Source organism: Streptomyces sp. L2, assembly GCF_004124325.1.
In the GTDB taxonomy this organism is placed as follows: domain Bacteria; phylum Actinomycetota; class Actinomycetes; order Streptomycetales; family Streptomycetaceae; genus Streptomyces.
The window spans coordinates 143,168-166,608 of the sequence record NZ_QBDT01000002.1 but is presented as its reverse complement, the minus strand read 5'-3'; the positions used below and the strand labels follow the sequence as shown (position 1 = coordinate 166,608).

Sequence of the window (23,441 nt, the reverse complement as noted above, 5' to 3'; positions counted from 1 at the left end):
CCAGCCCTCTCTCACAGCTTGTGCCGCTTCGAGCGCCGGGTGCGGCGGCGTACTGGCCGGGAAGGCGCGCCACGTGAAGGACGGTGTGACGCACGCGACCGCATCGTCGGCAGCGCCGCAAAGGCAGGGCTTCACGGTCGTAGAGGGTGCTGGGCGGTCAAGGTGCCCAGTCGCTGCGGGCTTCTCCGGGCACGGACGGCTGACCCGACACGCGGTCCGATGCGCATCACACGCCCGAGAGGGGTATCCCATCTGCTGCGGTGTCTGCCACGCGGCGCGCTTTCCACCGTCACGCCCCAGCGGCTGTGCCGCTGGGGCGATCGGCGGCCCGCATCCGGGACCCGCAGACCCGGAACGGGCTTTCAAGCGGCCGCGGAGAGCCGGGAGAGACGAACATGCAGGTCTCCCCCGGCTGTTCTCCGACGCGAAGGAATCAAGAGCTCAGCGTCAGTAGCTGCGGATCGTGGCCGGCATGCAGGTGAGGCTGGGCACAGTGCTCTGGCCCTGGCCGATGGACTGACAGGTCGACTGAACCGTGTCGCTGTGGCTGCCGCCGCCGAACATGCCACCGAAGATGCCACCGCCGAACGGACCACCGCCACCGCCACCAGCGGCAGAAGCGCTGGCACTGCTCGCGCCGCCGTCGGCGGCAACGGCGTGGCCGTCGTGGGCGCCGCCGAAGCCTAACGGAACGACCACGTTGCCCATGACCGTGCGTTCGGGCAGCACCTCACCCATGAGCAGGTCCAGCTCTTCAAAACGGATTTCAGTTCCCATGGTTTCCTCTGATCTCGTTGTTACGCTTGCCCCCCGGTCTTACGATACATATGCGACCGGGGGGCGCTGTATTTGAAGCGAGAGTCGAAATGAATCATCCGGTTGGACGGTCCGGCTACTCCGTTCGAGTCGCCATTTCCTCCTGCGGATAACGCATGTGACGCTCTGTCCAGCCGTGCGATGTGGAGCTATAAGCAGGGCCAGTGTCCTGCTTATGGGCCCATCTTCCCTGCCTCTTTAATCAGCAATACCACCAACTCGGCGGGAAGGTGTGCTCTCCCGGCTTGCTCTGAGAGGTGATCGAAGTTGCGATGCTGCACAGGTCGCCGGCTGCTGTGTTGGGGTCGATCTCGCGTGTCTTGTTCTCAAAGTTCGTGAGGTCCGTACCCGTTCGGGCGATGAGCTGCAACGGTTCCTCACCCGTACCTGCCAAGCTCTGCATACACTTCGCAGACGTGGGCGGGCAGTTCGTGATGGCCTGCTGCCCCTTCGCGGCCGCGGCGCACGCCGGAGGGGCGGACTGGCCCTTGGCCGGATTACAAGGGTCATCAGCGGCGTACGCGGTCGCCGTGACAGGAACGGTGAAGGCGGCCAGCCCGACGGCAGTGGCCAGCAGGCCGCGGGCGAGCGCAGCGAAATTCATGAAGACTCCCGACATGTTCCAGAGGGACGTGGTCAACTTGCGGTAGGCGTGCTGATGGTGGGCTTCACAGGCCGTGGACGGGGACGCCCTGGCTTGGAACGGGAGTCACTGCGCATCTCTGGCTTCACCCCGCGCAGGGGGGCCGCGAATTCGTCAGGCTCCGGCTGATTGGTGGGGCGGTTGTCCAGGCAGGCGCCCTTCGGAGCGGTGTAGGTCTGTGCCACGAAGGAGCTTGATTCCAGGATCGACGGCTCGTCCAGCACCACGTTCTTCACGTACTTACTCGTGCCCATGGCCTTGAGGGTGCCTTTGACCCGGTGGCCCATGTCCACGTATCCCCAGGTGAGGACATCGCCCGCAGGAGCGGTCGCCTCAATCGTCGTGCTGCTCTCGACGCTGTTGTCCCAGGTCCGGCTGTAGTCGCGCCCGCCTGACTTCTCATACGTCTGATCAGTCGACTGAGTCCCCGTGTTTGAGCCGGAGATGTCGCCGCTGAGCCTGCCCTGGGTCTGACTCTCGTCCGTGATGTTGCTGGTCGCCTTCATCATGTCGGGAATATATGCCTCATGGGTTTTCGTGAGCGTCTCGGTGCCTTCCGCGGTACCGGAAAGTTCAATCTGTGACGATCCTTGGACCCTGCCCGTACTGGTCGACCTACCGGAGATTTCCCCGCCGATGTTGTCCGTGACCCTCGGCCGAAGGCTGACGTACCGTGAAACATAAATATCGTGATCAGTGCAGTTCAGGAAGGCATTGCCCACAGAAATAACACCGCCCCGGTATTCCTGCACGCCATCCACCACGAACTTACAGCCCTTGCCTTGGTGGCAAAGGTCCGTCACCTGTTCAACCGACGACAGCGGCTTGTCTCCATCAAAGGCTTTCGCCTTGGGCATGGAACGGTCGCCCTGATCCGCAGCAGTGGAAGGAGCCGCAGCGACAGAAAGCATGCTTACGGAGACCAACGGGACCAGGAGCGCGTATAGAGCACGGACCCGAGTCGGTGAAGCGGCCCGCGACCGAAGTGTGCCTTTCAAACCCATTCTCCTTGCCTTCACCATCAATTGATTCTTACGCCGCCGGTGACCCGTTGCCCTTCGGCTTCAGCAGGACACTTCGGGTCGCCTTCATTCCCGACTGAGGCGGCGCGGTCACCAGAGCACTCCGGGTTTCTGGCGTGATGGCCGTCTTCCGGTCTGAACTACACTTGGCAAATTCAGCATCCGTCATGGGACCCGTACGCTGATACCAGCGGTCGGGCAGCGTGGCGGAGGGAGCGTCGAACGTCGCGAACAACCTGTAGGCGTTGCGAGGGCTGGTGAAGAATCCCACGACTCGCTGCCGGGCAGGTTCGAGTTCGATCCAGCTGGCTTCGCCGGGCTGAATGGTGGGCGCTACGTACCTCTTCACGTCCCTGGTCCAGGTCCACGGCGAATCCGTGGCAGTCTCGAATCCCCGTCCGACCTGGCCGGCCAGCCTCGGCTTTCCTTGCGAAATGTCATCCGGAGGAATCATCGCCAGATTGTTCTTCGCGTAGTACTGCGAGATGCTGTCGAACGGCTTCTCTGTGTAATCGACGTCGCGTTCGTCCTCGAATGCGTTCCGCCCGCAGTTGAGGTGCACTTCCCCGACCATGCGAGCCTTGTCGTAGTAGGGGTACGAGGCATCCTGATCCATGGCGAAAGAACACTGTGTGTCGCCGCCATTGCAATAATCGACGGCCGATTGAACCGAGAGCGGTTCATTCTCGTTGTATGCCTCGGGAGCTGGGAGCGCGACCTTGGAAATCTTCACGTCCGGGGGAAGAGGGTTCCTGGTCACACGCACGTTCGTCAGCAGCGGTCCGCACATTCCGCTCCCCTGCGGCATCTGGGAAGAGAAGGTTACCTGCGTGTTGTCCTTGGGAGCGGTGAAGGTGTATGTCTTACCCAATTCCCAGTTCGGGGTACCCACAGCAGTGGCACCCTTCGTGGAAAATTCCTGGCTCTTCTTGCCATCGTCGATGGCAAACTTCTGGCCGTTCTGCACCTGCGAGAGCGCACAACCCGTGTATGTGCTCGGACTGTCGTCGAATGCAATGGTCACCTGGTCACCCGCATGAACTCCCCAGAAGTTCACATACAACTTGGCAGGTCCGCCGCCATAATTGAGGTTCGCAGCCTGGAGCTTTTGGGGGTGCTTCGCCGCGTCGGCCGAGACAGTGGCACCATTCCCACCCCAATGGCTCGGAGTGACGAAGTTCCAGTTAGTTCCGATGACATGGGGGGAGGAAAAATCACCATTGGGCACGGGCACAGGCACCGATGACTGGGCCGAGGCAGGAAGCGTTGCGCATGGGAGCGCGAGAGCCAGCGCCGCACCCATACAGGTCCCGCCCCGCAACCAAGACGAAAATTTCATGATTGTCTTCCTATAAATATTTAATCCGCACGGGCACACCCGTCCGATGACGGAAAATAACCGTAAAGCCACGGAAAGCCTGCTGGTGAGAATTCCCCGCCGGTTCGAACGATCCTCTCTCGTAGGCATGGCACCGCCAAGTCAGACAGCAAGACGGAGACCTCGACAAGGCCATTTAGTGCCTTGAACCGGCATATAGATGAGAGCGCGTCCGACAGGAGACTGACGTACTACTCATCCGATTGGACGCGTCACTCATCCAGTTGGCGGACCCAGCCTGCACGTCATCGCAACGCCGCCCACATGAAAAGCCGTAATTCCAGTGGACATCGCAGGGATAGCCCTCGCGGAATACGGATCAGCCCAGCCGGTCCGGGTTGCACGGTACTTGCTGCTCAGTCCCGTCAACCACGCCTGGTGCACCTGTGCTTGCCGGTGCCGGGGCCACAAGGAATCGAACTCGGTCAGCAGGGCGCCCTGGAAACCACCCGGACGGCAGGCATCGCCATCGTGCCCTCCTCCGTTGACTCAACCATGAGCAATCCCATGCCGGATGCAGCCACTCCCATCTACGACGCCCTGTACGCGCATTGGCGTGCGAACTTCCGTACCGTCCCGGGCGAGCGAGGGCCGGACGACCACTGGAACATCCCCACCTTCCGGGACAGCACGACGGCTGAACTCCCGCCGCAGAATGCGGGGTGGGGCCTCCTGCCGGCGATGCCCCGGCAGCTGTTCGGCTACGGGACACGCGTCGGTGCGCCCGTGCCGGCCTCGCCGCTGGCCCTGCAGCCCAGCGGCTGGTGAGGCGCAGGCGCTTCCCGAGGTAGGTCAAACCGCACGGTCAGCCGCGGGTATTCGGCACGCCCTCATCAGCTCCCGGGCCGGGTCGCGAGCCGTCGGCGGACCGGCGGCGCTTGGCTGCTCCACTGCGCGATCGGGCGACTCGGAGAATTTTGCAGCAAGCGGAATTCCAACATATGCACGAAGAACTCACACGCCGGTACCAACGAATTGGACTCCGGGGGTTGTGAGTACGTACAAAGGATCCTTGCAGGGCCTCCTGGGCGGCTGTCCGGCTCCGACACCCCGGGGCGCCAGGAGGCCCTGTCCTGCTCTGTTCCTCGCGTTTTCTGCTTACTCCCTCAGGTTCGAGGAAAAACTCGCGTCGCCCCGCTCAGTCCTCATCCCGGCCGAAGACCGCATTGAGTGACCAGGTTGCGATCCGATCACGCGCTTTGGGGGTCAGCTGCCCCTTCCGGTCATACACCGAGATGCCGTCGATACGCTTGGGGCACGTGTTGTGATGGCACAGCTGCCCCGCGACGTCGAGGAGACCGACCTTCGACCGTTTCCGGTCGATGTCTCGCAGCACCTGGTTCATGGCGAGCGCGGAGTTCCGCAGCGAAGGCTTGGAGACCCTGGGCGAGGTCATCAGATACACCGGCTTGCCGGTACTGGTGAGGAGGTCGACCGCGTGCTTGAGGTGGGCGGCGAAAGCTGCGCGATGCGTCCCCGAGGCGAGGCTACCGGGCTCTTCCCGCTTCTTCATCCGCTGGGGCTCGACGTCCCGGTAGCCCACCATGAGGATGGTCGCGTCGGGTCGGAAAGCCGCCAGATACGACGGCCACTTCTCCGGCCACGCGAGACATTCGGCGTGCACCTTGCGTCCCGCGGGGAGGCGGATGCCACACCCGGCCAGTCCCGCGTTGACCACCGTGGTGTGCCGTGCCACGACGACGCTCATGCCCTGGGCGAGATGTTCGGCCCAGGAGTCGCCGACGACCATGATGCTCTTGCCGCGTGTCGCACGGCTCAACTGGGCGGGATCGATGCCGAGCTGAGGGGTTCCTTTGCGGGCATGGGGGCCGGAGCCGGCCTTCTCTCCGGACGCGGGAGCGCCGGCCCGGTTTTCGGCTCCTGCCGCGGTGTGCTGGCGTGCTTGCTGCTGGGCGGAACAGCCCGCGGCCGCGACCCCAGCCAGGCAGAGTGTCGCGGCGAGCATGCCGAAGGGACGGTGAAGGGCTGGGGTCATCACTTGAACTTCACATATCGGGTGACGTCGCCGGACATGTTCGGGGTCAGCGATCCGGAATACCCGTTGCAGTTCGGTGAACGGTAGTAATCCATCGTGCTGTTGGTGACGTTGATCGCGGAGAAGGGGGGCTCCTTGCCGTCCAGGGTGTAGCAGTGGCCGGACTGCGGGTTCTCCAGCGAGGCTGACTGGACGCCATTGCCGTCCGGGCTCCAGTAGAAGCCGCCCGTGGTGGCCGCCGCGGTACTGGGCAACAGGGCGGCGGCAGCCATCGCGGCCGCCGCGCCAAGGGATTTGATTTTCACGTCGGGTACCTTTCGGCAAAGGGAAAGCTGCCTGGCGGATCCGGAGCCTTTCAGCCCTCTGGCTCGGCTGAAGTGCCTGGCGCGACCATGAAGGTGCTGAGTGTTCATCGCCCTACCGACGGGCGACGTGTCCGGCGGTCATACCAGGGCACATTGTCCCCGGCACATCAACGCCGCATCGCCATTCATTCTCGCGGTCAGGAATAGCCCACGTACTTGCTCCGTGATAATCCACCACCCGCAGCAGAAGGTTGCGCCGCCCGACAAGTGTCTGGATACACGATTCGAGGCAGGCGGATATCCACGCTACAGACTGTCCGGATGACCTCATCCGGACACACCAGGGCTTGTGGCGGCCGGTCCTCCTAACGGCCGAACCGGTTGAAGTCGGGGCTTGACGTTCCTGCCACCGGGCATGCCCTGGAGACGGACGCCGACCCTGGACCGAACGGCCGTCAGACCAGACCTGTGACGGTGACGGTGACCGTGACGCCGAGGTCCGCACCATCGCTTCCGGACGGACCGGCCGCAGCCCGCTCGACAGCGGCGTGTACCGCTCGTGCCACGTCCAGGGCGCGGTGACCACGCGAGAGGACGATGCTCACCTCAACCGCCGTGGTCCTTTGGCCCGCGCCGCGCCGGACGCGCACGGCGGATCTCGTGCGTTCCCTCTCCCACTGTTCGCCTGCGTTCGACCGGTCGCCCACCCGGGCCATGACCGAGGCAGAGGCACGCAGCAGCCCGGCAAGGCCGGGCCGCAGGAACGCGACACCGGGGACGCCGAGGACGGCTTGCGCGATCCGTTCCGTCAGCTCCGTCGGATTCCGCTGCGCCGTCACCTCGATCCTCCAACCGCGTCGTCGTAGACGTCCGCGACCGCGACATCCACCGAACCGACTTCCATGCCCAGCGCTCTTTCCGCGGCGTTGAGCACCGTCTCCCGCACTTGGTCCGCGGCCCGCTGGAGATCTGCGGTCACTCCGACCACGATCTCGATGTTCACGGTCACGGGCCCGCGCGTGCGCTGGGAGGCCGCGCCCTGACCAGCCGGGACGACGCGGCAGCTGCCCGCGCGAACGCCCGGCAGGGCGTCGACCGCGCCGCGGAACACCTTGGCCGCTGCGGCTTCTACGATCCAGTGGTCCTCCGCTGGGGTACCCAGCGGAAGCGTTCTCCCGGGGCGCAGTTCGAGGCGTACGACCTCCATCACCCGCTCGACGAGCGGTCCCGCGTCAGCTTCCGGTTCCTCCAGTCGCGTCTGGCGCACGGCATCCTTCAGCTGGTCGAGTTCGTGCAGCGCGGCCAAGCAGTGCGGGCACGTCCGGGCGTGCGGGTCGTCGTCCGGCCCCTCTTCCCACTGGCGCCATACGTCGGCCAGCTCCCGGCCGCAGGCCAGGCGCTCGTCGTCGGAGCGCTCACTGTCATCCGTCCCCTCGGCCGAACCATGGTTCGGCTCCACGTTCATCGCCATGCGACCATCGCCTCCGTCAGTTGGCGTCGTGCACGGAAGACGCGTCCACGGACCGCCTCCTGACTGATTCCAACGATCTCCGCGATCGCCTCGTACGACAACCCGTTCAGCTCTCTGTGCACCCAGCACACCCGCTGCTCGGGCGAGAGCACGCTCATGGCCTGCGACAGGGCCTCGACGGCCGCCTGGGCCTCCACCGCACGGGTCGGGGAGACCTGGTGGTCTGGAGCCGGCGGTTCGGGTACCGCGTCCAGCGTCGTGACCGCGCGTCGCGCGCGCAATACGTTCATGCACCTGTTGGTGACGATCCGGTACATCCAGGTGCCGAATGATGATTCTCCGCGAAACTCCGGTAATTTCCGCCATGCGCTGACGAACGCCTCCTGGACGGCGTCCTCCGCCTCAGTCCTGTCACCGAGTAATCGTGTGGCCATCTGTAACAACATGGGTCCGTGGCGGCGTACCAGCGCTTCGAACGCGTCCTCGTCCCCCTCTCCCGCCCTGACCGCCAGCAGGGAGTCCTCGCGCCATTCGTCCTCTGCGGTGTCCGGGGATCTGTCCCGCTGCTCTGGCATCGACGGTTTCCTCTCCTTCACCCCCGGCCCAGCCACCGGTCTTTCGTCCGGCGCGGCGGAGGTCCGCGTGTGCACGCCAGCGGAACGCTATCGACGAAGAGGGAAAAATCTTGGTATCACGTAATAAATCATCTGAAAACGTGTCGAAATAAGTGGCTACGCATGACACCTGTTGATCTAGGAGGACCGCAGATGACGACACAGGAGCCGAACCCGGGTACGGCAACCGGCGGCGACCGGGTAGCGGCCCCTGACGTCACCACCGTGGCCGGGGAATCTCGCGTCGCGGTGGAGACCGGCGAAGCGCGGGGCAGGACAACCATCGCCGATGTCGTCGTGGTCAAGATCGCCGGCATGGCGGCGAGGGAGATCACCGGTGTCCACGACATGGGCGGCAGCCTCTCCCGCACCATCGGGGCGGTGCGCGACCGGGTCCCCGGGGGGCGGCCCAATGTGGGACGCGGGGTAAAGGTCGAGGTGGGTGAGCGGCAGGCAGCGGTCGACCTCGATCTGGTCGTCGAGTACGGGCTGCCCATTCCCGAGATCGCCCGCGCGGTGCGGGAGAACGTCATTTCCGCCGTGGAGCGGATCACCGGACTCGAAGTCGTCGAGGTGAACGTGAACATCGACGACGTACGCCTGCCGGATGACGACGCGGGCGCCTCCTCGGACTCGCGGGTTGAGTAGGTGTACCGCCGTCGCGGCACCCCGATCAAGGCAGACCGGGCGGGTGGCGCGGCGGATCCAGCCGTTGAGCGCAGAGACCGAAAGAAGTGGGGAAAGTGGTGAGCAGAGCCGAAACGGGTGTGCTGGTGGGCATGTCCCTGGGTTATGCGGGCTGGTTCGGCGGCTTCACGGCATTCCTGCTGGTGGGCGCCCTGGGGGCAGTTGGCTGGACCGCGGGCCGTATGGCCGACAGTGGAGCGGGCCTGCCCGAGTTCCTCCCACCCCGCGGCAGTCGGCGCGATGAGCCCCGGGACGACTCGTCTTCCGAAAGACTGCCGTGAACACGGCGGCGTCCGCAGGGCGCATGGTCGGGCCGGCCGAGCGCGGCCGGCTCGTGATCGCCGATCGGGTGGTGCGCCGCATCGCCGCCCGCGCGGCGGCAGACGCTCTTGCTCCGGGGGACGTCACGGACCTCAGCGTGAAGGTCGCGACGGACAACGGCCGGGCCACACTGGCAGTCGCGCTCTCCCTGCCCTACCGAGCCGGGCTTCAGGAGTCCGGTGAGCGGCTGTGCCGGGACACGGCGGAACGTACGGCCATGCTCACCGGTCTTACAGTCTCCCGTGTGCGCATCCGGGTGCGCGGCCTGGTGGCGTATCCCGAGCCCGGTCCGGACGCACTGACCACACCGGCTCTCGCGGCCCTCCAGCACACGACCGACTGGGAGGCGAAACGCTTGTGGTCGGAGCGCCGCCTGCCTTCCGTGCTCACGGCGCTCGTCAGCACCGCAATCTGCGCGGCGGCGCTGTACGAGACGGTGTGCGTGCGCCTTGTGGGGTGCGCACACACCTCCTTGTGGTCACGACCGCTCACGTGGTTATCCGCCCACCGCTCCGGCGACTGCGCGCTGGCATTGGGTTCGCTCGCAGCGCTGCTGGGTCTGGGGCTGCTGGCACTCGCGGTTCTGCCCGGCCGGCGCCGTTCGCTCACGCTGAGGACTCCCGACCGGGGAATGCGCGCGATTCTCAGCCGGGCGACGGCCGAATCACTGGTGAGGGACGCCGTGTCGGACGTATCCGGTGTCTCCCAGGTGCGCGTGCGCATCAGACGCCGCCGGGCGCGAATTCGGGCAACGCTGCAGTTCGGTAACCGCGATGCGGTGCGTGAGACGGTGACGACGGCGATTCACCGGGCTCTCGCCGACTGCGCGCTGGGGCGTGCGCTCCGTGTCCGGGTCCACCTGCGTCCCGCACCGGGATGGGCCACCGAACGCCAGGACCTCGCGCCGCATGGCGACACGACGGGGGACGAATCACCATGAACCGGCTACGTGGCAGCGTCAACAGATTTGCCCTCGCCTGCGTGGGACTGCTGTTGGCGGTCACGGGCACCGTCTTCACGGCCGCCGGCATCCTCGGCAGGAACCCGGTTCCGTTCCGGTGGCCGACGTTCGCCGACGCGTCCGCATGGGTGAACCACGCCGGACCGGCTCCGTGGCACCACGCCGACTGGTCGACGCCGGCGGCGGTCACCGCCCTGGGTGCCGCCCTCCTTCTGTGCCTGGGATGGTCTGCGTACCAGCTCCGCGGGAACCGGGTGAATGTCCTGCCCCTCGTCCGCGACGGTGTCACCCTTTCCGGCTCCGCTCTGGCCGAAACCGTGGAGCGGCGGACCCGGAGCCTGCCAGGGGTCGTGCAGGCACAGGTGCATCTGCTGGGCACCCCGGACCGGCTACGGCTCCGGGTGCATGTGATCCTTGCGCCGGGAGCCTCACCGGCAGAAGTGCTGGCACACTTCAGCACCCGTACTCTCCAGGAGGCCCGGAGCGCGACCGCCCGGCGCATTGACGCGGAAGTGCGCCTACGGGTACGCCGGCACCGGCCGCGCCGGGTTCTCTGACTGATCGCCACGATCGGCCTGACCACAGCGAATACCGCAGGTCTGTGGCGGCCTCGGCCGAATTGACCAAGGACGCACCGTGCCGATGCTTCGACCCGGTAATAACACCGCAGCATTCCCTCGAAAGCTGGATGTCTTACTGTGCGTGACGCTCGTTAGGTGACCGTGGCTTCGAATAAATCGGTTACGACCGAGAAACATGCGTTCGCCTCGGATGGGAACGAATCCGCTGCGCAAGAATGGTGGCGACTCACACAGGACGCGGCGAATGTTTCTGGGAAGGGGGTGACCTGGTTGAACCTCGCCGGGGACCGAGCGCGGATTCAGTATTGCGCCGAGCTTCTCGAGGACGTACTCGATGAGCTCCGCCAAGCCGAGGCCGAGGCCGACAGCGCACATGCGACGCTCCGATCCCCCGACCAAACGGGAGACACCGCGCATGGATGAGATGCAGAGCAGGCTCAATCCATATGACACGCAATTCACTCAAAGCATCAGATACGACGGGCCGCGAAGCCATCACTGCGCCGAATGCAACGCACACCAGCCGCATCACTGCTGGCAGGGCATCGAAACGCCAATGACCGGAGGCGTCTGGGACCCCGATGTGGAATTGGCTCAGATTCTGAACATGGAATCCGGCATGCATTCCGCCTACCCTCCTCCGGCCGGCCGGGGAGCCCCCGTGCCTCCTGCCGATCAACGGCAGCCCATGCCGCGGTACCGGGGCCATGCGAGCAAACGGCGCGTCAGGCCGACGGCCCTCCTGATCGCCGTCATCATCGCGTGCACCGCGAGCATGCTGGGCTGGTCCATCTCCTACTCATACGAACAACTTCGCACCGTCGCCTCCTTGTTCATGCCGGCGACGGTGGCCCGATGGTGGCCCTGGATGCTGTACGGGCCGTGGCTCGCGGCAGGCATGTCCATCATGCGTGCTTCTCTCCAGCATCGAACCGCCCGATGGTCCTGGACCGTTCTTGTGACCGCGTCCGTCGGCGCCGTCGCACTGTGCGTCGGCAACTCGTCAAAATCCCTCCTGATGATGGCCGTGTCCGGGATTCCCCCCATCACCGCTCTGGCCTGCTTTCAGGAACTCGTCACCCAGTTCTCATATCGCTACCGGCCTCAGCACGCCATGCACAGCGCGAAACGGTCGAGACAGGCATAGAAGAGGTCACCGACGCCGCACCGTGCGCAGGATCCCCGGCCGAGGAAGGGGAACAGCGGAACAACGGGAACAGGCGAGGTCAGGCCACCCACGTTTCTGACCACCCCGCCCATCCACGCGTGGCGCCGAAGGGGAACGGCACCCGACAGAGGCCCTGAGGCCTCGGGACGCCAGACCGCGGCGGCGGCGCCTCGCCGGCCGCGGCGGTGACTCCACGGGTAACGGAACACGCCCAGTACGAAGCCCAGATTCATACATGTTCAGATTCATGCGCAAGGAATGGCTGCCTCGCCGAGCCACGAAGGAGACCCGTCTCGGCCTCGGCTCGGGCCCGGAGGTGCGCGGTCGGCCGGCTACGGGCGTCACGATCAGCCTGGCCGCCCGTGCGCGGCTGGCAGCTACAGTCAACCAGCAGATCTCGATCCCAGTGACCCTGCGCTACAGTCGCACCGACCCGCTGGCGGTGCACATCGACTTCCCCGCAGTGGTCTCCCTCGACGGCCAGGACATGACCTGGTCCTTCGCCCGTGAACTGCTGGCCAGCGGTCTTCGTCGGCCCAGCGGCATCGGAGACGTCCGCATCTGGCCTAGTGGACACGCCTATACGGTGATCGAATTCCGCACCCCGGAGGGCAAGGCGGCGGCCAAGTTCGACACTCCCGTGCTCGATCGCTTCCTCTCCCGCTCGTGCGCACTGGTCGACCGCGGCAGAGAGAACCTGGGCCCGGCCCTCGAGGCGAGTCTCGCCGCCCTACTGGACGGCGTCTGAGACGTTCAAGGGAGTCGCCCACGTCGGCGGCATCCCGGCTCCGCGACCAGCTCCTGGGCCGCCGTTCCCCTTGCGCGGCGGCTGACGGAGTAGAAGACGGCATTCTCTCTTATGGCCTGAGCTTGGCTGTTCCCGTTGTTCCGCTGTTCCCATTGCTTGAGCGAGGCGCTTCATGTCATACGACACGGACCATCGGTGCAGGTGAGAGAAAGCGCGGCGCCGGCAGGCGCATGCCATAGTCGCCATAAAGTTGGTGGCCCGGAGACTATAAGTCTCCGGGCCACCAACTTTGGAACACCGCCCTGCCGAGCTTACAAGGCGTCGCTCCGATTTCCTGACACAGCTCCTCTCCATGTGCCGGGTCAGGAAAACCTGTTACAGCAGTTCAAACACGGCAAAACACGATCCGCGAACGTTCTCGAGACCCCAAGACCCGAATGACTGAACGCCGCAGCGATGCGACATACACCGGTGAAGTTCCGGTTTTCTGCGTCCTTTGCATCATAACTCAAGGAGGCGAACCAGATCCACCGGATTGAAGAAGCGTGTCGCTACTCGACGCCGCCTCGTCATCGAGCTGGACAGCCCGCAAGTATTCACGTTCCACACGATCGAGCACTTCGAACAGATCCGCAAGCAGATCCGAACAGTACTTGAAATCTTGTTTCCCTATGATCGGCTCAGACTGGATTGCATCATCTTCGGGCGGATCACCATGGTCCACGACGAGAGTGGACCGATCCTGTTCTTTGGACCCTTCACACTGCGGGTCCACATGACTGGTTAGACGCCTCCTCAGAGCCACAATCTCCTAACGAGCACGACTGAGCACAGGATATCCGGCCATTCGATGGATGTCCAGTGGCATGAAAACCGTCTCAAATGAATGCTGGAAAGCGTGCCGCTTTCATGCCCGGACGACGTCCGGGCACTGACCGGGTTACCTGTATCCACCGTGTTCATCGTCTGATGCGATCTTCCATCCCCCCGAAAGATCAAGCTTCCACCGAATGCGGGGTGTGGATTAGCTCCAGGAAGAGCTGGAGGCTTTATAAATGGGTCGCAGTCCTTCGCACGTTCATTGGAGCCCTACGCTGATGCCCTGGATCGACGTGTCCCCCACTTCCAGGTCTGCACGGAGCTTCTGCAGGCAATGGAGCTGCCCATCTCCTTGCCCACCCCTCTATGGGTCCTTTTCGGGAGCCAGTCTGCTCGCGTCCGCCCCCGGTGCCTCAACGATGCGCTGAAAGAAGATGAACGCGGTGATTCCCGCAGGCATCCAGTGTCTCTGGGACAGGCCCGGCGCCTCCTGCCGGTATTGCCGCTGCTTGCATCACGCAAGTGCCTGAGGCGCACGCGATCAACCCTCATCCAGGAGCCGTCTTGTCTTCATCGACCGGACATCACCCAACACTCGTCGGCCGGCCAGATCGGCAAAATACCGATCACGCGACGACAGAGCTCAGCGATCAGGAATTGACTCAATTAGTGAGAAACGGCGACACCGAAGCTTTCGCGGAACTCTTCAATCGCCATCGTGGAGCCGCCGTCCGACTGGCCTCCATGCACGCGAACGACACCTACACCGCCCAGGACTTCGTCGCTGAGGCTTTCGTCCGTGTACTGCAGGCACTCAAATCAGGAGGCGGGCCTTCTTCCTCCTTTCGCAGCTATCTGCTCAGGGTCCTGCGCAACCTCGTGACAGAATCAGCGAGGAACACGGGACGCCAGGTCCCGGTACCGGATGTGAGCGTCTACGAAGCGGAATACGCGGCTCCTGCGGGAACCGAAGCGCTCAGGAACTACGAGTATGGATTGGCATGGGAAGCACTGGCTTCCTTGTCCGACAGATGGCGAACGATCTTGTCATGTACGATCGTTCATTCGCAGCAACCGGCCACCATCGCCGATGAGATGGGCATCAGCCCGAACAGTGTGGCGGCGTTGTCATACCGGGCCAAAGAGGGCCTGCGACAGGCATATCTGGCCGTACATCTGAACCGGAAGAGCCACTCCGCTCACTGTTCGTACTATGTGAACCGCCTCGCCGCCTACTCTCGTGGGCGCCTGGGAACATGCGGCTCAGAAGAGATGAGGCTGCATCTCAGGGACTGTGACATCTGCACGGTTCTCCATCGGGAGATCGGCGAGCTCAATCAACTCCTTCCAGCCTGACTTCATGCGATGGAGAGGTGTCGTTTGTCTCAGTTGCCCATCCGGCCGCAAGAGCAGAAATGAATTTGATCCATTTGGCGATCCGGCAGGCTACGAAGTCGCAATGCCGTCACAAGATGGGGGCCGTGCTGGCCGCAGGCAGCCGTGTCGTCGCCGCGAGTCCCAACAAATACCGCAATTCACCTCTCATCGACCACCGGAACAGCACCTTCCATGCGGAGGATGCCGCGCTCCGCCGCGCCCGCGGTGCTCCCGTGAGCATGGTGTTCGTGGCGCGGGTCAACGCGGCGTTTGTGCCCATGCTCGCGCGGCCCTGCCCCGGCTGTGTCGTCAAACTCGCCCGCGCCGGCGTCATGAGGGCTTACTACACCGCCGGCCCCACCAGCGTGGGAATGCTCGAGATTCCCCCGATATGCCAGATGGCCGGTTGACCCGCCGTGATCTTCCGGGGAAGAAGGCGGGGGGCCGTCTCTCTGGCCAGGGCATTCTCTGTTGCGTGCGAGGTCACCAGGAGAGTTCTATGCCCAGTTCCTGCACTGCGGGCGAGGGCGGGCCCCCTTCGGAGCGCTCCGTCTTGCGGCCCTTGTCCCCGGGAGCGAGGGTCCGCGGATCAATGGCTTCGGCAGGAGCGCCACTGGCGTACAGACCGTCGGGAACGCTGTCGCGGTCATGGGGAAGCAACCAGAACACGCGACGGCGGAACGTCCCGGAGGAACGTGAGGGTCTCGCCCTCGGCCCGAGTTGGGCATAGCCCACCATGCGGCCGTCCCGGTAATAGGCAGGCTTGCCCCGGCGGCTGGGTAGTCTGTCGAGACTTTGCCGGACGTAGTCGAGGCAGTTGACGTCTTCGAGCCAGACGAGCTCCGTCTCGTAGCTGATCTCGTCCTCGGTGATCAGTGAACTCATGCCTTCACCTCATCGGCGAGTAATCCGATGCCCGGGTAGTACTTGCGCGAGTTGGACAGGATCATCTCCTTGGGTGAGGCAAGTCCCGCCAGTTCACGGGCTCGTTGAGCGAAAGCCCGCGATGAAATGGCTGTGGCTCCTTCATGGTCGCACCACGTCCGGTAAGCCGCATACAGACTGGCTTGTTCGGCCCGATGGTCGGACCCCAGGGCACAGCACTCGTCGAAGAACCTGCCTGTGTGGTCTTCGGTCTCGGCGTACGCCGTGGTCGCGATGCGGACTCGTTCGGGTCCGGTCAGGTCTCTGTCGCCGCCAAGGTAACGGCGCGCACCCTCGATAAGCCAGCCGAGGATGCCCGGTCCTTCCTCAGTGACCAAGATGTCGGCCAGATTATCGATTTTCCGGTCATCGGAGACAACACGCTCGAAAGGGATCAGTCGCATGCGGCGCCAGAACGCGAAGCCGCCCGTGCCGACTTCAGGTCTATGGTTGCCCAACAGCCAGAGTTTGTGGGTCGGTTCGAAGCTGAAGAAGTCCTGGCGCATACGGCGGGCCTTGATCCGGTCTCCGCCGGTAAGGAGTTTGACGCGTGCTTCGTCGAACTTGTCGCCGGGCTTCACCTCGGAGCAGACAATGACGCGTCGCCCGTGCAGCTCCGCGAGGTCGGTGGGGTGCCCTTCGTACGGGCGGGCCATGAGAAACCCGGGAGGAGCCGCGTCCGCGTAGTCCCCGAGCAGTTTCATCAGTACGTCGAGCAGGACAGACTTGCCATTCTTGCCCGCGCCGAACAGGAAGGGCATGACCTGACCGCCGACATCGCCGGTGACGGAATAGCCGAGGAGCAGCTGGAGGAATCGAACCATCTCCTGGCCCTCACTGTCGTCGCCGAACGTGTCGGCGAGGAAGCGCTGCCAGCGTGGGGTGGGCGCCTGCTGGGGGCCTACGGCCGTGGACCGGGAGTGAAAGTCCTTGTTCGGATCAGGTCTCTTCAGGCCGCCGGTTCGCAGATCGACAATTCCGTCGGGCGTGCACAGGGCGTAGGGGTCGGCGTCCAGAAGGGCGGCGTTCAGCACCATGCCCGGGGCGGATTTCGCCTGGGTGAGCATCGCGTTGATGCCAGAGGTGGACAGTGCGCGGCGACGATGCTGTTGCAGCGCCTGCGTAGTGTGCAGACCCCGGGGATCGGTGACAGCGATGTTCTCCGCGAGGTCTCCGGCGGCCCACAGGACGGTGTCGTCCTCGTCCGTCTGCCAGCGGGTCCCGTCCCACCGGTACCAGCCCAGTCCTGGCACGTGCTGGTAGTCGCTGGCATAGAGTTTGACGAACAGCTTGGCCATGCCGCGATCGGTGAGGGTGTCGGGCAGCAGGCCATTGCCTGTCCCGTTGGCCTTGTCGTCGGCAGGGTCGTGCTCAACGACCGGCAAGGTGGCGAGAGAGCCGGGTTTTTGAGCGAGGATCTGAGCAGCGACCGCCTGCGGATCAAATCCGAACAGGGCGTTGTCTTTGCCAGGGACCGTCACGAACGCCTCCCGAGGTAGAGAGGGCGCCGGGCTCCGGCGGACAGGCCGTGACGGATGATTCCTTCCACGCGCCGTTCCTGGCCGGGGCGGGCAGCGGCCGCCACGTCACGCAGGACTTGTTCCGCCTCGTTCCAGGACAGGCTCCCGCCGGCTACCAATCCGCCGATGGTGTAGGCGGCGCGGTTGAGTCTGCTGGAGAAGCCCGCGCCCTCGCTGACCCGGCCGCAGACGGCGACATCGTCGAGTACCGACCCCAGAAGTCCCCGGAGGTGCCGGTGCCCTCCGCCGGCCGCGAGCACCGCCTGCCGGGCACGTGGTGGCACCTGCCGGGAAGTAGGCTGGCGGACGGCACCCACATGGCCGGTGCGCTCAAGTTCCTGCGAGAGCCAGGCCGGCAGAGGAGCTGGCTCGGCGGCGCCGTCCAGGGGGGTGTAGACGCCTGTGCGCGTGCTGGTGCCGGGAGCGATGATGTAGCCCCCGTGGGCGCGGACGTCGACCTGCCAGGCGAGGGCACGCCCGGTGCTAGATCCCACGGAGCACAGCCAGCGGCGTGTGTCGGTGACGCGATACCAGATGTGGAGACCGCCGGAAGGGGTGCGCACGCGCAGCGTCCCGACGTCATCGGCCGGACTGGGCTGGTTCCGCAGGGCGGCGAGGACGGCCAGCGTGTGGAAGCCGTCGCGCAGGCCGGTGAGGTTGACGTGGCCGCCGATGCGGATTCCGGGGAGCAGCCTGTCGCGCGCGGGCGGTTGCGCGCGATGGGCGTCCACGTCGATGACCACGAGGCGGGCCGGTCCGCAGGCCACTCCGACACCAAACTCGGGATGGGTGCCCCACCAGTTGTCGATGCGCCTGAGATCGAGGGTGGCGGCGTGGAAACCGTGACACCAAAGGCCTGCGGCCAGGCAGGCGCACTCGGCCGCCGTGTGGCCCGACCGGCGGCAGGCAACGCAGTTGGCGGCCGGTGTCTTGCGACCGGATGCAAGGGGGTGAACGGGCCAGCCTTGATGGGCACACCATCGAGCGATCGTCAGCGGATGTCGGGCGGCGCCTATCGGCCGGGCCGGCTCCTGACTTGAGTCGCTCGGAGGAAAAGGCAGCTCAGCAGGCATGTAATCCCTCTATCAGCGACCGAAGCGACTCAACGACGGACGCAGATTAGCGAAACCGGGGTGAAGTGGCGCGGGACAGACACAAGGGCCGCATCCCCACTGATAATCTGATCAACAGTCAACTCTCAGCTACTGAAAGCGACGACAGCGACCAAGAGCCCTTCGGCAACTACCTCCGGCGTCACAAGGAATGCCGAGGTCAGAGCACGTACCGCAGGCCAAACAGCGACTGAAGCGACTGAAGCTCCCTATATATGAACACGCGCGCACAGCAGGAATGTCTTCATATACTGAAACTCCAGTCGCTTCAGTCGCTGACAGAAGACCCCCTCCCCCGATGACCTGCGGTTTCTCCCTCGCAGGACCAGTGACCGAACACATCGCCCGGTCCCCGGTCTTCGGTCGCTGCCGGGTGCCGTGCCTCGCTACGACAGCGACCGAAGACTTCCGGCCCATGAATCACGTAACTACGCGGAGGACGAAGACCACCCTCTAGGGCGAAGGGCGAACACCCGTACCTGCCCTGGCGGATGGCACCCGTCTCCGGCGGGGCAGGAGGAGCACCTCGGGGCTCTGCGAAGACGACTGCGGGCGACCTCTGCTCAGGACACTGCTCCACTGGTCAGGGCCTCCGACACAATCTCAACGATCACGACCTGGGGCAAGGATCGACTCCCCCGAACGCCGTCGGCCGCACGCCTGCTGTCTCGCGCGCGTACCCCAACATCAGCCCGAGTACGCGCAGTTGACTCAAGCCTCTGTGACGACACGCGCGCTACCGGTCAGCTTTTCGGCCTACGCCATTCGCACCCTTCCACGCCGTTTCCGTGAAGGGCGCGGGACAACGGAGGCGGCCGATATCGATGGACCCGGAGGCAAGGTCTACCCGTTCGCGTGGTGTCCCAGGCCGCAGGAATCGTCTGCCCTCCGCCGCACCAGGGCAATGCGACACTTGGCAAGGAACACCAGGCGGGCCGAGGTCCGCGATCCGCCCCGGAGCAGAAGGACAGCCCGTGCCGGCCGGGCTTGCGTCCGCCCCGGCTCCAGACCGGGCATAAAGCCATGTCCATCACAGAAGGAGATATGTGCGTGACTTCCTTGGAGCTGAGCGAGCCTGAGCAATGGCTCGTTGAATTTCTCCATCGCGAGACCCAGGCGCATGCGCAGCTCCCCCGCCCATCGGATTCCCGGTATTCATGCACGGCGGAGTTATTCCTGGACCGCGGACGATTCTTCACCCCTGCTTCGGCACGGACAGGAACGGATGATCGCCATGACTGCGCTGGGATCGACTCGACGTCGGCCAGAGCCCTGCCTGCCGGGCTCTTCTACGCTGAGGGATGGGTCTGGGGCATCCGGCGCCCCACGATCCGCTCATGGAGGGCGACGGCAGGCGGCATGGCCCAGGAGGTCACCTGCCGTCGGCAGGCCCGTGCCTATCTTGGCCTGCCCCTCAAGACCGAAGCCATGGTGACCCTGATGCTGCAACAGAACGTTCCCCTGCTGCACGCCGATGGAATGCTTACTCCTACCACCCTGCAGTGGCTGCGCAATGGCGTACCGGACGGCGTACTCGCGGATGCGGGCCGCCCGGTACCCGGCGGCGTCAACGGACTCTGCTCCTGACTCTCGCTGATACGCATGCTCCGCCGGGACGATGTCCATCGGACAGTCAGTGGGGCGGGGTACGAGATGAGGTCGGCGGTGCCCCCTTCAGGCCACACCTGCCGGGAAAGGCTCCGCCGACTGACATCGCAGGAATTGCAGTGGATCCGCATCTCCCGTCGGCGGCTCGCCTGTCAGCATTGAGCAGGGCCGTGTCACCGGGATCCTTCACGCTTTCCGGATCATAGGAGCGTACGGCCGCTTCTCCTATTCAAGATCGGTTCGCAAAGCCCACCTCACCTGACGTCGCATTTTCTCGGCTCTCGCCCAGCCACCCAATGAGACGCCACCACGAATGACACGTCAGCTCCTTTGGCCCATTGCTGAAGAACATGAGTTCGGGGGAACTGGCGGAGTGACGCCTGACACGTTGAAGTTGTTTGCACATTGCCCCTGTTCTCCTATAGGGGCCACGTATGTTGGGTAATCCTCTTCGTCCTGTTCGTGGGAGCTCTCATGTTCGGCATCCACCTTCAACTGCGGCGCGCTGAGCAGTGCTCATCACGTGGGCGCCCCATCGGAGCGCTTCATCGTGAAGCGCGGATCGCTCTCCGTCCGCCGTCCATGGGCATCCGTTACTGGACCTGTGCCTCCTGGCAGAAAGCACCGTTCCGCCGAACGCCCGTCTCGCCGACCTGGGTCCCGCGGTGGATCCCTGATGCCGACACAGGAGGCCACAAATGACGCCGTCCCTGTCGACTGGAGAAACCCAACAGGTATCCCTTCCCGCAACGGACCAGACGGTGGCCTCGCGTGTCGCCTTCAGCTTTCCGCGCACCCCGGTGGCGCCGGGGGCGACTCCTGCGGCCAGGGATCTCGTCCAGGTCAGTGAGGTGCGGCGTATCTGCGATGTGAAACTCCGCGCGTGGGGGCTCCACCGATATGTTGATCCCGCCCTTTTACTCCTCAGTGAACTCGTCACCAACGCCATCTGGCATGGCTCTGGTCAAAGGATCGGCGTTTGCTTGTCCCGTGCCTCCGGGATGGTGGAGATCCAGGCGTGGGGCGGGCCGGTGAGCGCGCTGACGCCGCGCTCACCAGGCCTTCTCGATGAGAACGGACGCGGCCTCCTGCTCGTCGACATGGTCGCGGATGCCTGGGGGGTGAACGACGCCGGCTGGGTGTGGTGCACCATCACCACCCATGCCGAGTCTGGTTGACGTGCCATCAGACTCTGCTGGCGGCAGACCAGAAGAGCCCTCTGCCCAGCACCGAATGGTCACTCTGGTGGACCGCCGACCACGCTCACCAGTCACTGGGCAGCGTCGGCAGCGTAATTGAGTGCCCATCCTCACTAGAGGTCACCTGTTCAGATCACCCGCTCGTCACGCTAAAGGGCCACGGTGCTCATTACTGCACGTATCCCTACCGAACGGACAGGTGAGCAAGACAGATGAACAGGAATCTCTCCAGGCGGCTGCTGACAATCGCGCTCACGGTCGGCGGCGTAGTCGAAGGCGCGCTGGGCCTGGCGGTCGCCCCCCACGCCATGGCGGCTGCTCCGGACGGTTTCGCGTGCAAGGGGCAGATCTTTCAGCCGGCAGGATCCACCACAGCGGTCAGGCTCTACCAGGGGACGGAGGGGCAGGGCGTCATCACCTTCTCCAAGCTGGGGCCCACCGGCCCCGGCTACAACGCGAGCGGTGTAGATCCCAAGACTCGGTATGTCTTCGTGATGAACCGCGACACCGACCACCTATTGCGGATCAACGAGACTGGTTCAGTCACGGACCTCGGCGCGGTCGCAGGCCTCCCCCACAAGCCCAACTACTACATCGGTGGGTTCGATTCCAAGGGCTACTACTACGTCGCCGGGAACGACACTCCGTTATACAAGATCGATGTGAGCAAGCGGAAGGTCGTCTCGAAGATTCCGCTGAGTTCCCCGTTGGGCAAGGGTGCCGGCGACATCACCTATTCCTCAGGATACTTCTGGACCGCGACGGCGAAGGGCAAAATTCAGCGCATCAACGCTGCCACGGGCAAGGTAGCTGACTTCTTCAGCCCGGTGCCGATGTCCGCAGGCAAAGGCGTCGGCGGCGCCTTCACCTACGGAAACAACGATCTGGGATTCTTCGACAACGGTGGCAAGCTGTATCGAATCGCCGTGAAGAGCCCGGGAAGTTCCGCCCCGACCTTCACTCTGCTGTCGTCCCAGAATGCGGCTGCCGGCAGCGCCGTTGACGCGACCGCGTGCTTCCTGGCCCATGCGGACTTGAAGGTGACCAAGACCCACCAGACTGAGGTAAACGCTGGCGGGGCAGTCACCTACACCATCACCGTGACGAACAACGGCCCATCCACGTCGTCAGGTTGGACCGTCAGGGACACGCTTCCCAGGGGACTGCAAAACCCCGTCACCTCAAGTCCGGGATGCCAGATCCTCAACAGACAACTCTCCTGCACCGGCGGGAAGCTGGCTGTTGGTGACAGCACCACCATCACGGTGACCGGCACCGCCCCCAGGCCCGGTGGAGTCAGGCTCGACAACATCGTGACCGTCTGGGGCAACGATCCCGACCCGCTGCCCCAGAACAACACCACGGCGGCGTCCACCAGGGTGATTCCCATCCCGTTGATCGACCCGTCCGTCGGCGCGGTCACAGCTGGGGCGGTGAGTGCTGTCGGTATGGGCTTCGTTCGCCGTCGCCGCAACGCGGTCAAGACGGCCGGGTGACCTTGTCCCGGTCAGAAGTCCACCCACGATGAGAGTGGAGGGAAGAGACGCGTGTCGCGGTCGGCCAGCAGCACCTGCTGCTCGTCCTGGCCGCGACGGCAGGGCACTTCCCCTATCTCGCAGAGCGACGTCATTCGACTGCGACGACCGGATACGGCCCGGAACACGGACATGAGCCGAAGGCATGGTCGTGCAGATAACCCTTCGATCACATCAGAGATGTGGAATCGTAGGCCGAATTGACGAAGAGTCAAAAATATGGGCTCGTAACCGTGGCGCCGGTCACGCGTTGCTCTGTTCATGAGGGACTTGAGGCGATCCCCCCGAAGCGAGCCCGGCTGTGTGCATTATACAACAGACTTGGTATGCGCGATCTTGTTTCACACTGGCACGGTTATCCCAGTGGTGTCTCGTCGCGCCGGCTGTGGGAAGAACCGCATCTGATGGCAGTCGCTTGCCCCGGCCGCGGCAGCGCCGTCTGCACCACGGCCGCCCATACTGTTGAGCCTCTCCTGGTGACTTGGGCGCGCGGCCCCTCGATGTGCTCCGCGAAGCCGGCTCACGCAGCGGAAGGCGACTCAGCGACCGAAGTACGCCGGGCCCCGGGAGTAGACCCGGCGCGTCTCACGCCGCGGCTGACGCGAGCGGTGCGGGAGCGCCGGCTGTTACCCGAGT

At 64.6% G+C, this 23,441-nt stretch carries 25 protein-coding genes; 12 read left to right on the top strand and 13 right to left on the bottom strand.

The genetic code is table 11. The annotated features are described in order from the left end of the window. Window positions 1-447 precede the first annotated feature (447 nt). The 4 genes from DBP14_RS35430 to DBP14_RS35415 all read right to left on the bottom strand — a co-directional run bounded on the left by DBP14_RS35430 (window position 448) and on the right by DBP14_RS35415 (window position 3,709). Window positions 448-777 (bottom strand): hypothetical protein, encoded by a 330-nt coding sequence (locus tag DBP14_RS35430; protein WP_129312344.1) that lies wholly within the window; start codon window positions 775-777, stop codon window positions 448-450. Between the two features lie 241 nt (window positions 778-1,018). Beyond that, on the bottom strand, window positions 1,019-1,420 hold the full coding sequence (locus DBP14_RS35425; protein ID WP_129312343.1) for a hypothetical protein: 402 nt from the start codon (window positions 1,418-1,420) through the stop codon (window positions 1,019-1,021). Between the two features lie 32 nt (window positions 1,421-1,452). Further along, on the bottom strand, window positions 1,453-2,370 hold the full coding sequence (locus DBP14_RS35420; RefSeq protein ID WP_129312342.1) for a hypothetical protein: 918 nt from the start codon (window positions 2,368-2,370) through the stop codon (window positions 1,453-1,455). Window positions 2,371-2,491: 121 nt separating this feature from the next. Beyond that, window positions 2,492-3,709, bottom strand: a complete 1,218-nt coding sequence (locus tag DBP14_RS35415; protein WP_129312341.1) for a hypothetical protein — start codon at window positions 3,707-3,709, stop codon at window positions 2,492-2,494. Window positions 3,710-4,366: 657 nt separating this feature from the next. Between DBP14_RS35415 and DBP14_RS35410 the strand changes: the two genes are divergently transcribed. Continuing rightward, the gene (locus DBP14_RS35410; protein WP_129312340.1) at window positions 4,367-4,627 is read left to right on the top strand and encodes a hypothetical protein; all 261 of its coding nucleotides are present in this window, start codon (window positions 4,367-4,369) and stop codon (window positions 4,625-4,627) included. A gap of 370 nt (window positions 4,628-4,997) precedes the next feature. Here the strand turns inward: DBP14_RS35410 and DBP14_RS35405 are convergent, their stop codons facing one another. From DBP14_RS35405 to DBP14_RS35385, 5 genes are all read right to left on the bottom strand, one after another. Beyond that, window positions 4,998-5,825 (bottom strand): SGNH hydrolase domain-containing protein, encoded by an 828-nt coding sequence (locus DBP14_RS35405; protein ID WP_164992575.1) that lies wholly within the window; start codon window positions 5,823-5,825, stop codon window positions 4,998-5,000. A gap of 29 nt (window positions 5,826-5,854) precedes the next feature. Continuing rightward, the gene (locus DBP14_RS35400; RefSeq protein ID WP_129312338.1) at window positions 5,855-6,160 is read right to left on the bottom strand and encodes a hypothetical protein; all 306 of its coding nucleotides are present in this window, start codon (window positions 6,158-6,160) and stop codon (window positions 5,855-5,857) included. A gap of 455 nt (window positions 6,161-6,615) precedes the next feature. Continuing rightward, the gene (locus tag DBP14_RS35395) at window positions 6,616-6,999 is read right to left on the bottom strand and encodes an Asp23/Gls24 family envelope stress response protein (RefSeq protein ID WP_241741386.1); all 384 of its coding nucleotides are present in this window, start codon (window positions 6,997-6,999) and stop codon (window positions 6,616-6,618) included. Continuing rightward, window positions 6,996-7,631: an Asp23/Gls24 family envelope stress response protein gene (locus tag DBP14_RS35390; protein WP_129312336.1), complete on the bottom strand. Its 636-nt coding sequence runs from the start codon at window positions 7,629-7,631 to the stop codon at window positions 6,996-6,998. The genes DBP14_RS35395 and DBP14_RS35390 overlap by 4 nt, the downstream gene beginning before the upstream one ends. Beyond that, on the bottom strand, window positions 7,622-8,206 hold the full coding sequence (locus DBP14_RS35385; protein ID WP_129312335.1) for a sigma-70 family RNA polymerase sigma factor: 585 nt from the start codon (window positions 8,204-8,206) through the stop codon (window positions 7,622-7,624). Before DBP14_RS35385 ends, DBP14_RS35390 begins: the two co-directional genes overlap by 10 nt. 192 nt (window positions 8,207-8,398) lie before the next feature. Between DBP14_RS35385 and DBP14_RS35380 the strand changes: the two genes are divergently transcribed. The 6 genes from DBP14_RS35380 (at window position 8,399) to DBP14_RS35355 (ending at window position 12,711) form a co-directional block, all read left to right on the top strand. Further along, on the top strand, window positions 8,399-8,893 hold the full coding sequence (locus tag DBP14_RS35380) for an Asp23/Gls24 family envelope stress response protein (RefSeq protein WP_129312334.1): 495 nt from the start codon (window positions 8,399-8,401) through the stop codon (window positions 8,891-8,893). Between the two features lie 98 nt (window positions 8,894-8,991). Further along, a complete protein-coding gene (locus tag DBP14_RS37185; protein WP_241741384.1) occupies window positions 8,992-9,213 on the top strand; it encodes a hypothetical protein in 222 nt (73 codons plus the stop codon). Beyond that, window positions 9,210-10,193, top strand: a complete 984-nt coding sequence (locus tag DBP14_RS35370) for a DUF6286 domain-containing protein (protein WP_129312333.1) — start codon at window positions 9,210-9,212, stop codon at window positions 10,191-10,193. Before DBP14_RS37185 ends, DBP14_RS35370 begins: the two co-directional genes overlap by 4 nt. Window positions 10,194-10,234: 41 nt before the next feature. Then, on the top strand, window positions 10,235-10,771 hold the full coding sequence (locus DBP14_RS35365) for a hypothetical protein (protein ID WP_129312332.1): 537 nt from the start codon (window positions 10,235-10,237) through the stop codon (window positions 10,769-10,771). A 439-nt stretch (window positions 10,772-11,210) separates the two neighbouring features. Further along, window positions 11,211-11,942 carry a DUF2637 domain-containing protein gene (locus DBP14_RS35360; RefSeq protein WP_129312331.1) on the top strand — a complete coding sequence of 244 codons (732 nt, stop codon included), beginning with the start codon at window positions 11,211-11,213 and terminating at the stop codon, window positions 11,940-11,942. Window positions 11,943-12,198: 256 nt separating this feature from the next. Next, complete coding sequence (locus tag DBP14_RS35355) at window positions 12,199-12,711, top strand: SsgA family sporulation/cell division regulator (RefSeq protein ID WP_241741382.1); 513 nt, start codon at window positions 12,199-12,201, stop codon at window positions 12,709-12,711. Window positions 12,712-13,219: 508 nt separating this feature from the next. Here the strand turns inward: DBP14_RS35355 and DBP14_RS35350 are convergent. Continuing rightward, on the bottom strand, window positions 13,220-13,435 hold the full coding sequence (locus DBP14_RS35350) for a hypothetical protein (protein ID WP_129312330.1): 216 nt from the start codon (window positions 13,433-13,435) through the stop codon (window positions 13,220-13,222). 659 nt (window positions 13,436-14,094) lie between these two features. On the opposite strand from DBP14_RS35350, the gene DBP14_RS35345 reads away from it, so the two are divergent. Both DBP14_RS35345 and DBP14_RS35340 read left to right on the top strand, forming a co-directional pair. Next, window positions 14,095-14,886 carry a sigma-70 family RNA polymerase sigma factor gene (locus DBP14_RS35345; protein WP_164992574.1) on the top strand — a complete coding sequence of 264 codons (792 nt, stop codon included), beginning with the start codon at window positions 14,095-14,097 and terminating at the stop codon, window positions 14,884-14,886. 17 nt (window positions 14,887-14,903) lie between these two features. After that, entirely contained in the window at window positions 14,904-15,317 is a 414-nt protein-coding gene (locus DBP14_RS35340) for a hypothetical protein (RefSeq protein ID WP_129312328.1), read from the top strand. Between the two features lie 73 nt (window positions 15,318-15,390). Here the strand turns inward: DBP14_RS35340 and DBP14_RS35335 are convergent, their stop codons facing one another. The 3 genes from DBP14_RS35335 to DBP14_RS35325 all read right to left on the bottom strand — a co-directional run bounded on the left by DBP14_RS35335 (window position 15,391) and on the right by DBP14_RS35325 (window position 18,424). Further along, window positions 15,391-15,792 carry a DUF6009 family protein gene (locus DBP14_RS35335; RefSeq protein WP_129312327.1) on the bottom strand — a complete coding sequence of 134 codons (402 nt, stop codon included), beginning with the start codon at window positions 15,790-15,792 and terminating at the stop codon, window positions 15,391-15,393. Continuing rightward, window positions 15,789-17,129, bottom strand: a complete 1,341-nt coding sequence (locus DBP14_RS35330; RefSeq protein WP_164992590.1) for a phage/plasmid primase, P4 family — start codon at window positions 17,127-17,129, stop codon at window positions 15,789-15,791. Before DBP14_RS35330 ends, DBP14_RS35335 begins: the two co-directional genes overlap by 4 nt. A gap of 179 nt (window positions 17,130-17,308) precedes the next feature. Continuing rightward, window positions 17,309-18,424: a bifunctional DNA primase/polymerase gene (locus DBP14_RS35325; protein ID WP_129312325.1), complete on the bottom strand. Its 1,116-nt coding sequence runs from the start codon at window positions 18,422-18,424 to the stop codon at window positions 17,309-17,311. Between the two features lie 1,089 nt (window positions 18,425-19,513). Between DBP14_RS35325 and DBP14_RS35320 the strand changes: the two genes are divergently transcribed. The 3 genes from DBP14_RS35320 to DBP14_RS35310 all read left to right on the top strand — a co-directional run bounded on the left by DBP14_RS35320 (window position 19,514) and on the right by DBP14_RS35310 (window position 22,766). Then, window positions 19,514-20,050 carry a hypothetical protein gene (locus DBP14_RS35320; protein WP_129312324.1) on the top strand — a complete coding sequence of 179 codons (537 nt, stop codon included), beginning with the start codon at window positions 19,514-19,516 and terminating at the stop codon, window positions 20,048-20,050. Between the two features lie 719 nt (window positions 20,051-20,769). Then, window positions 20,770-21,249 (top strand): ATP-binding protein, encoded by a 480-nt coding sequence (locus DBP14_RS35315; RefSeq protein WP_129312323.1) that lies wholly within the window; start codon window positions 20,770-20,772, stop codon window positions 21,247-21,249. 233 nt (window positions 21,250-21,482) lie between these two features. Further along, the gene (locus tag DBP14_RS35310) at window positions 21,483-22,766 is read left to right on the top strand and encodes a DUF11 domain-containing protein (protein ID WP_129312322.1); all 1,284 of its coding nucleotides are present in this window, start codon (window positions 21,483-21,485) and stop codon (window positions 22,764-22,766) included. Window positions 22,767-23,441 lie beyond the last annotated feature (675 nt).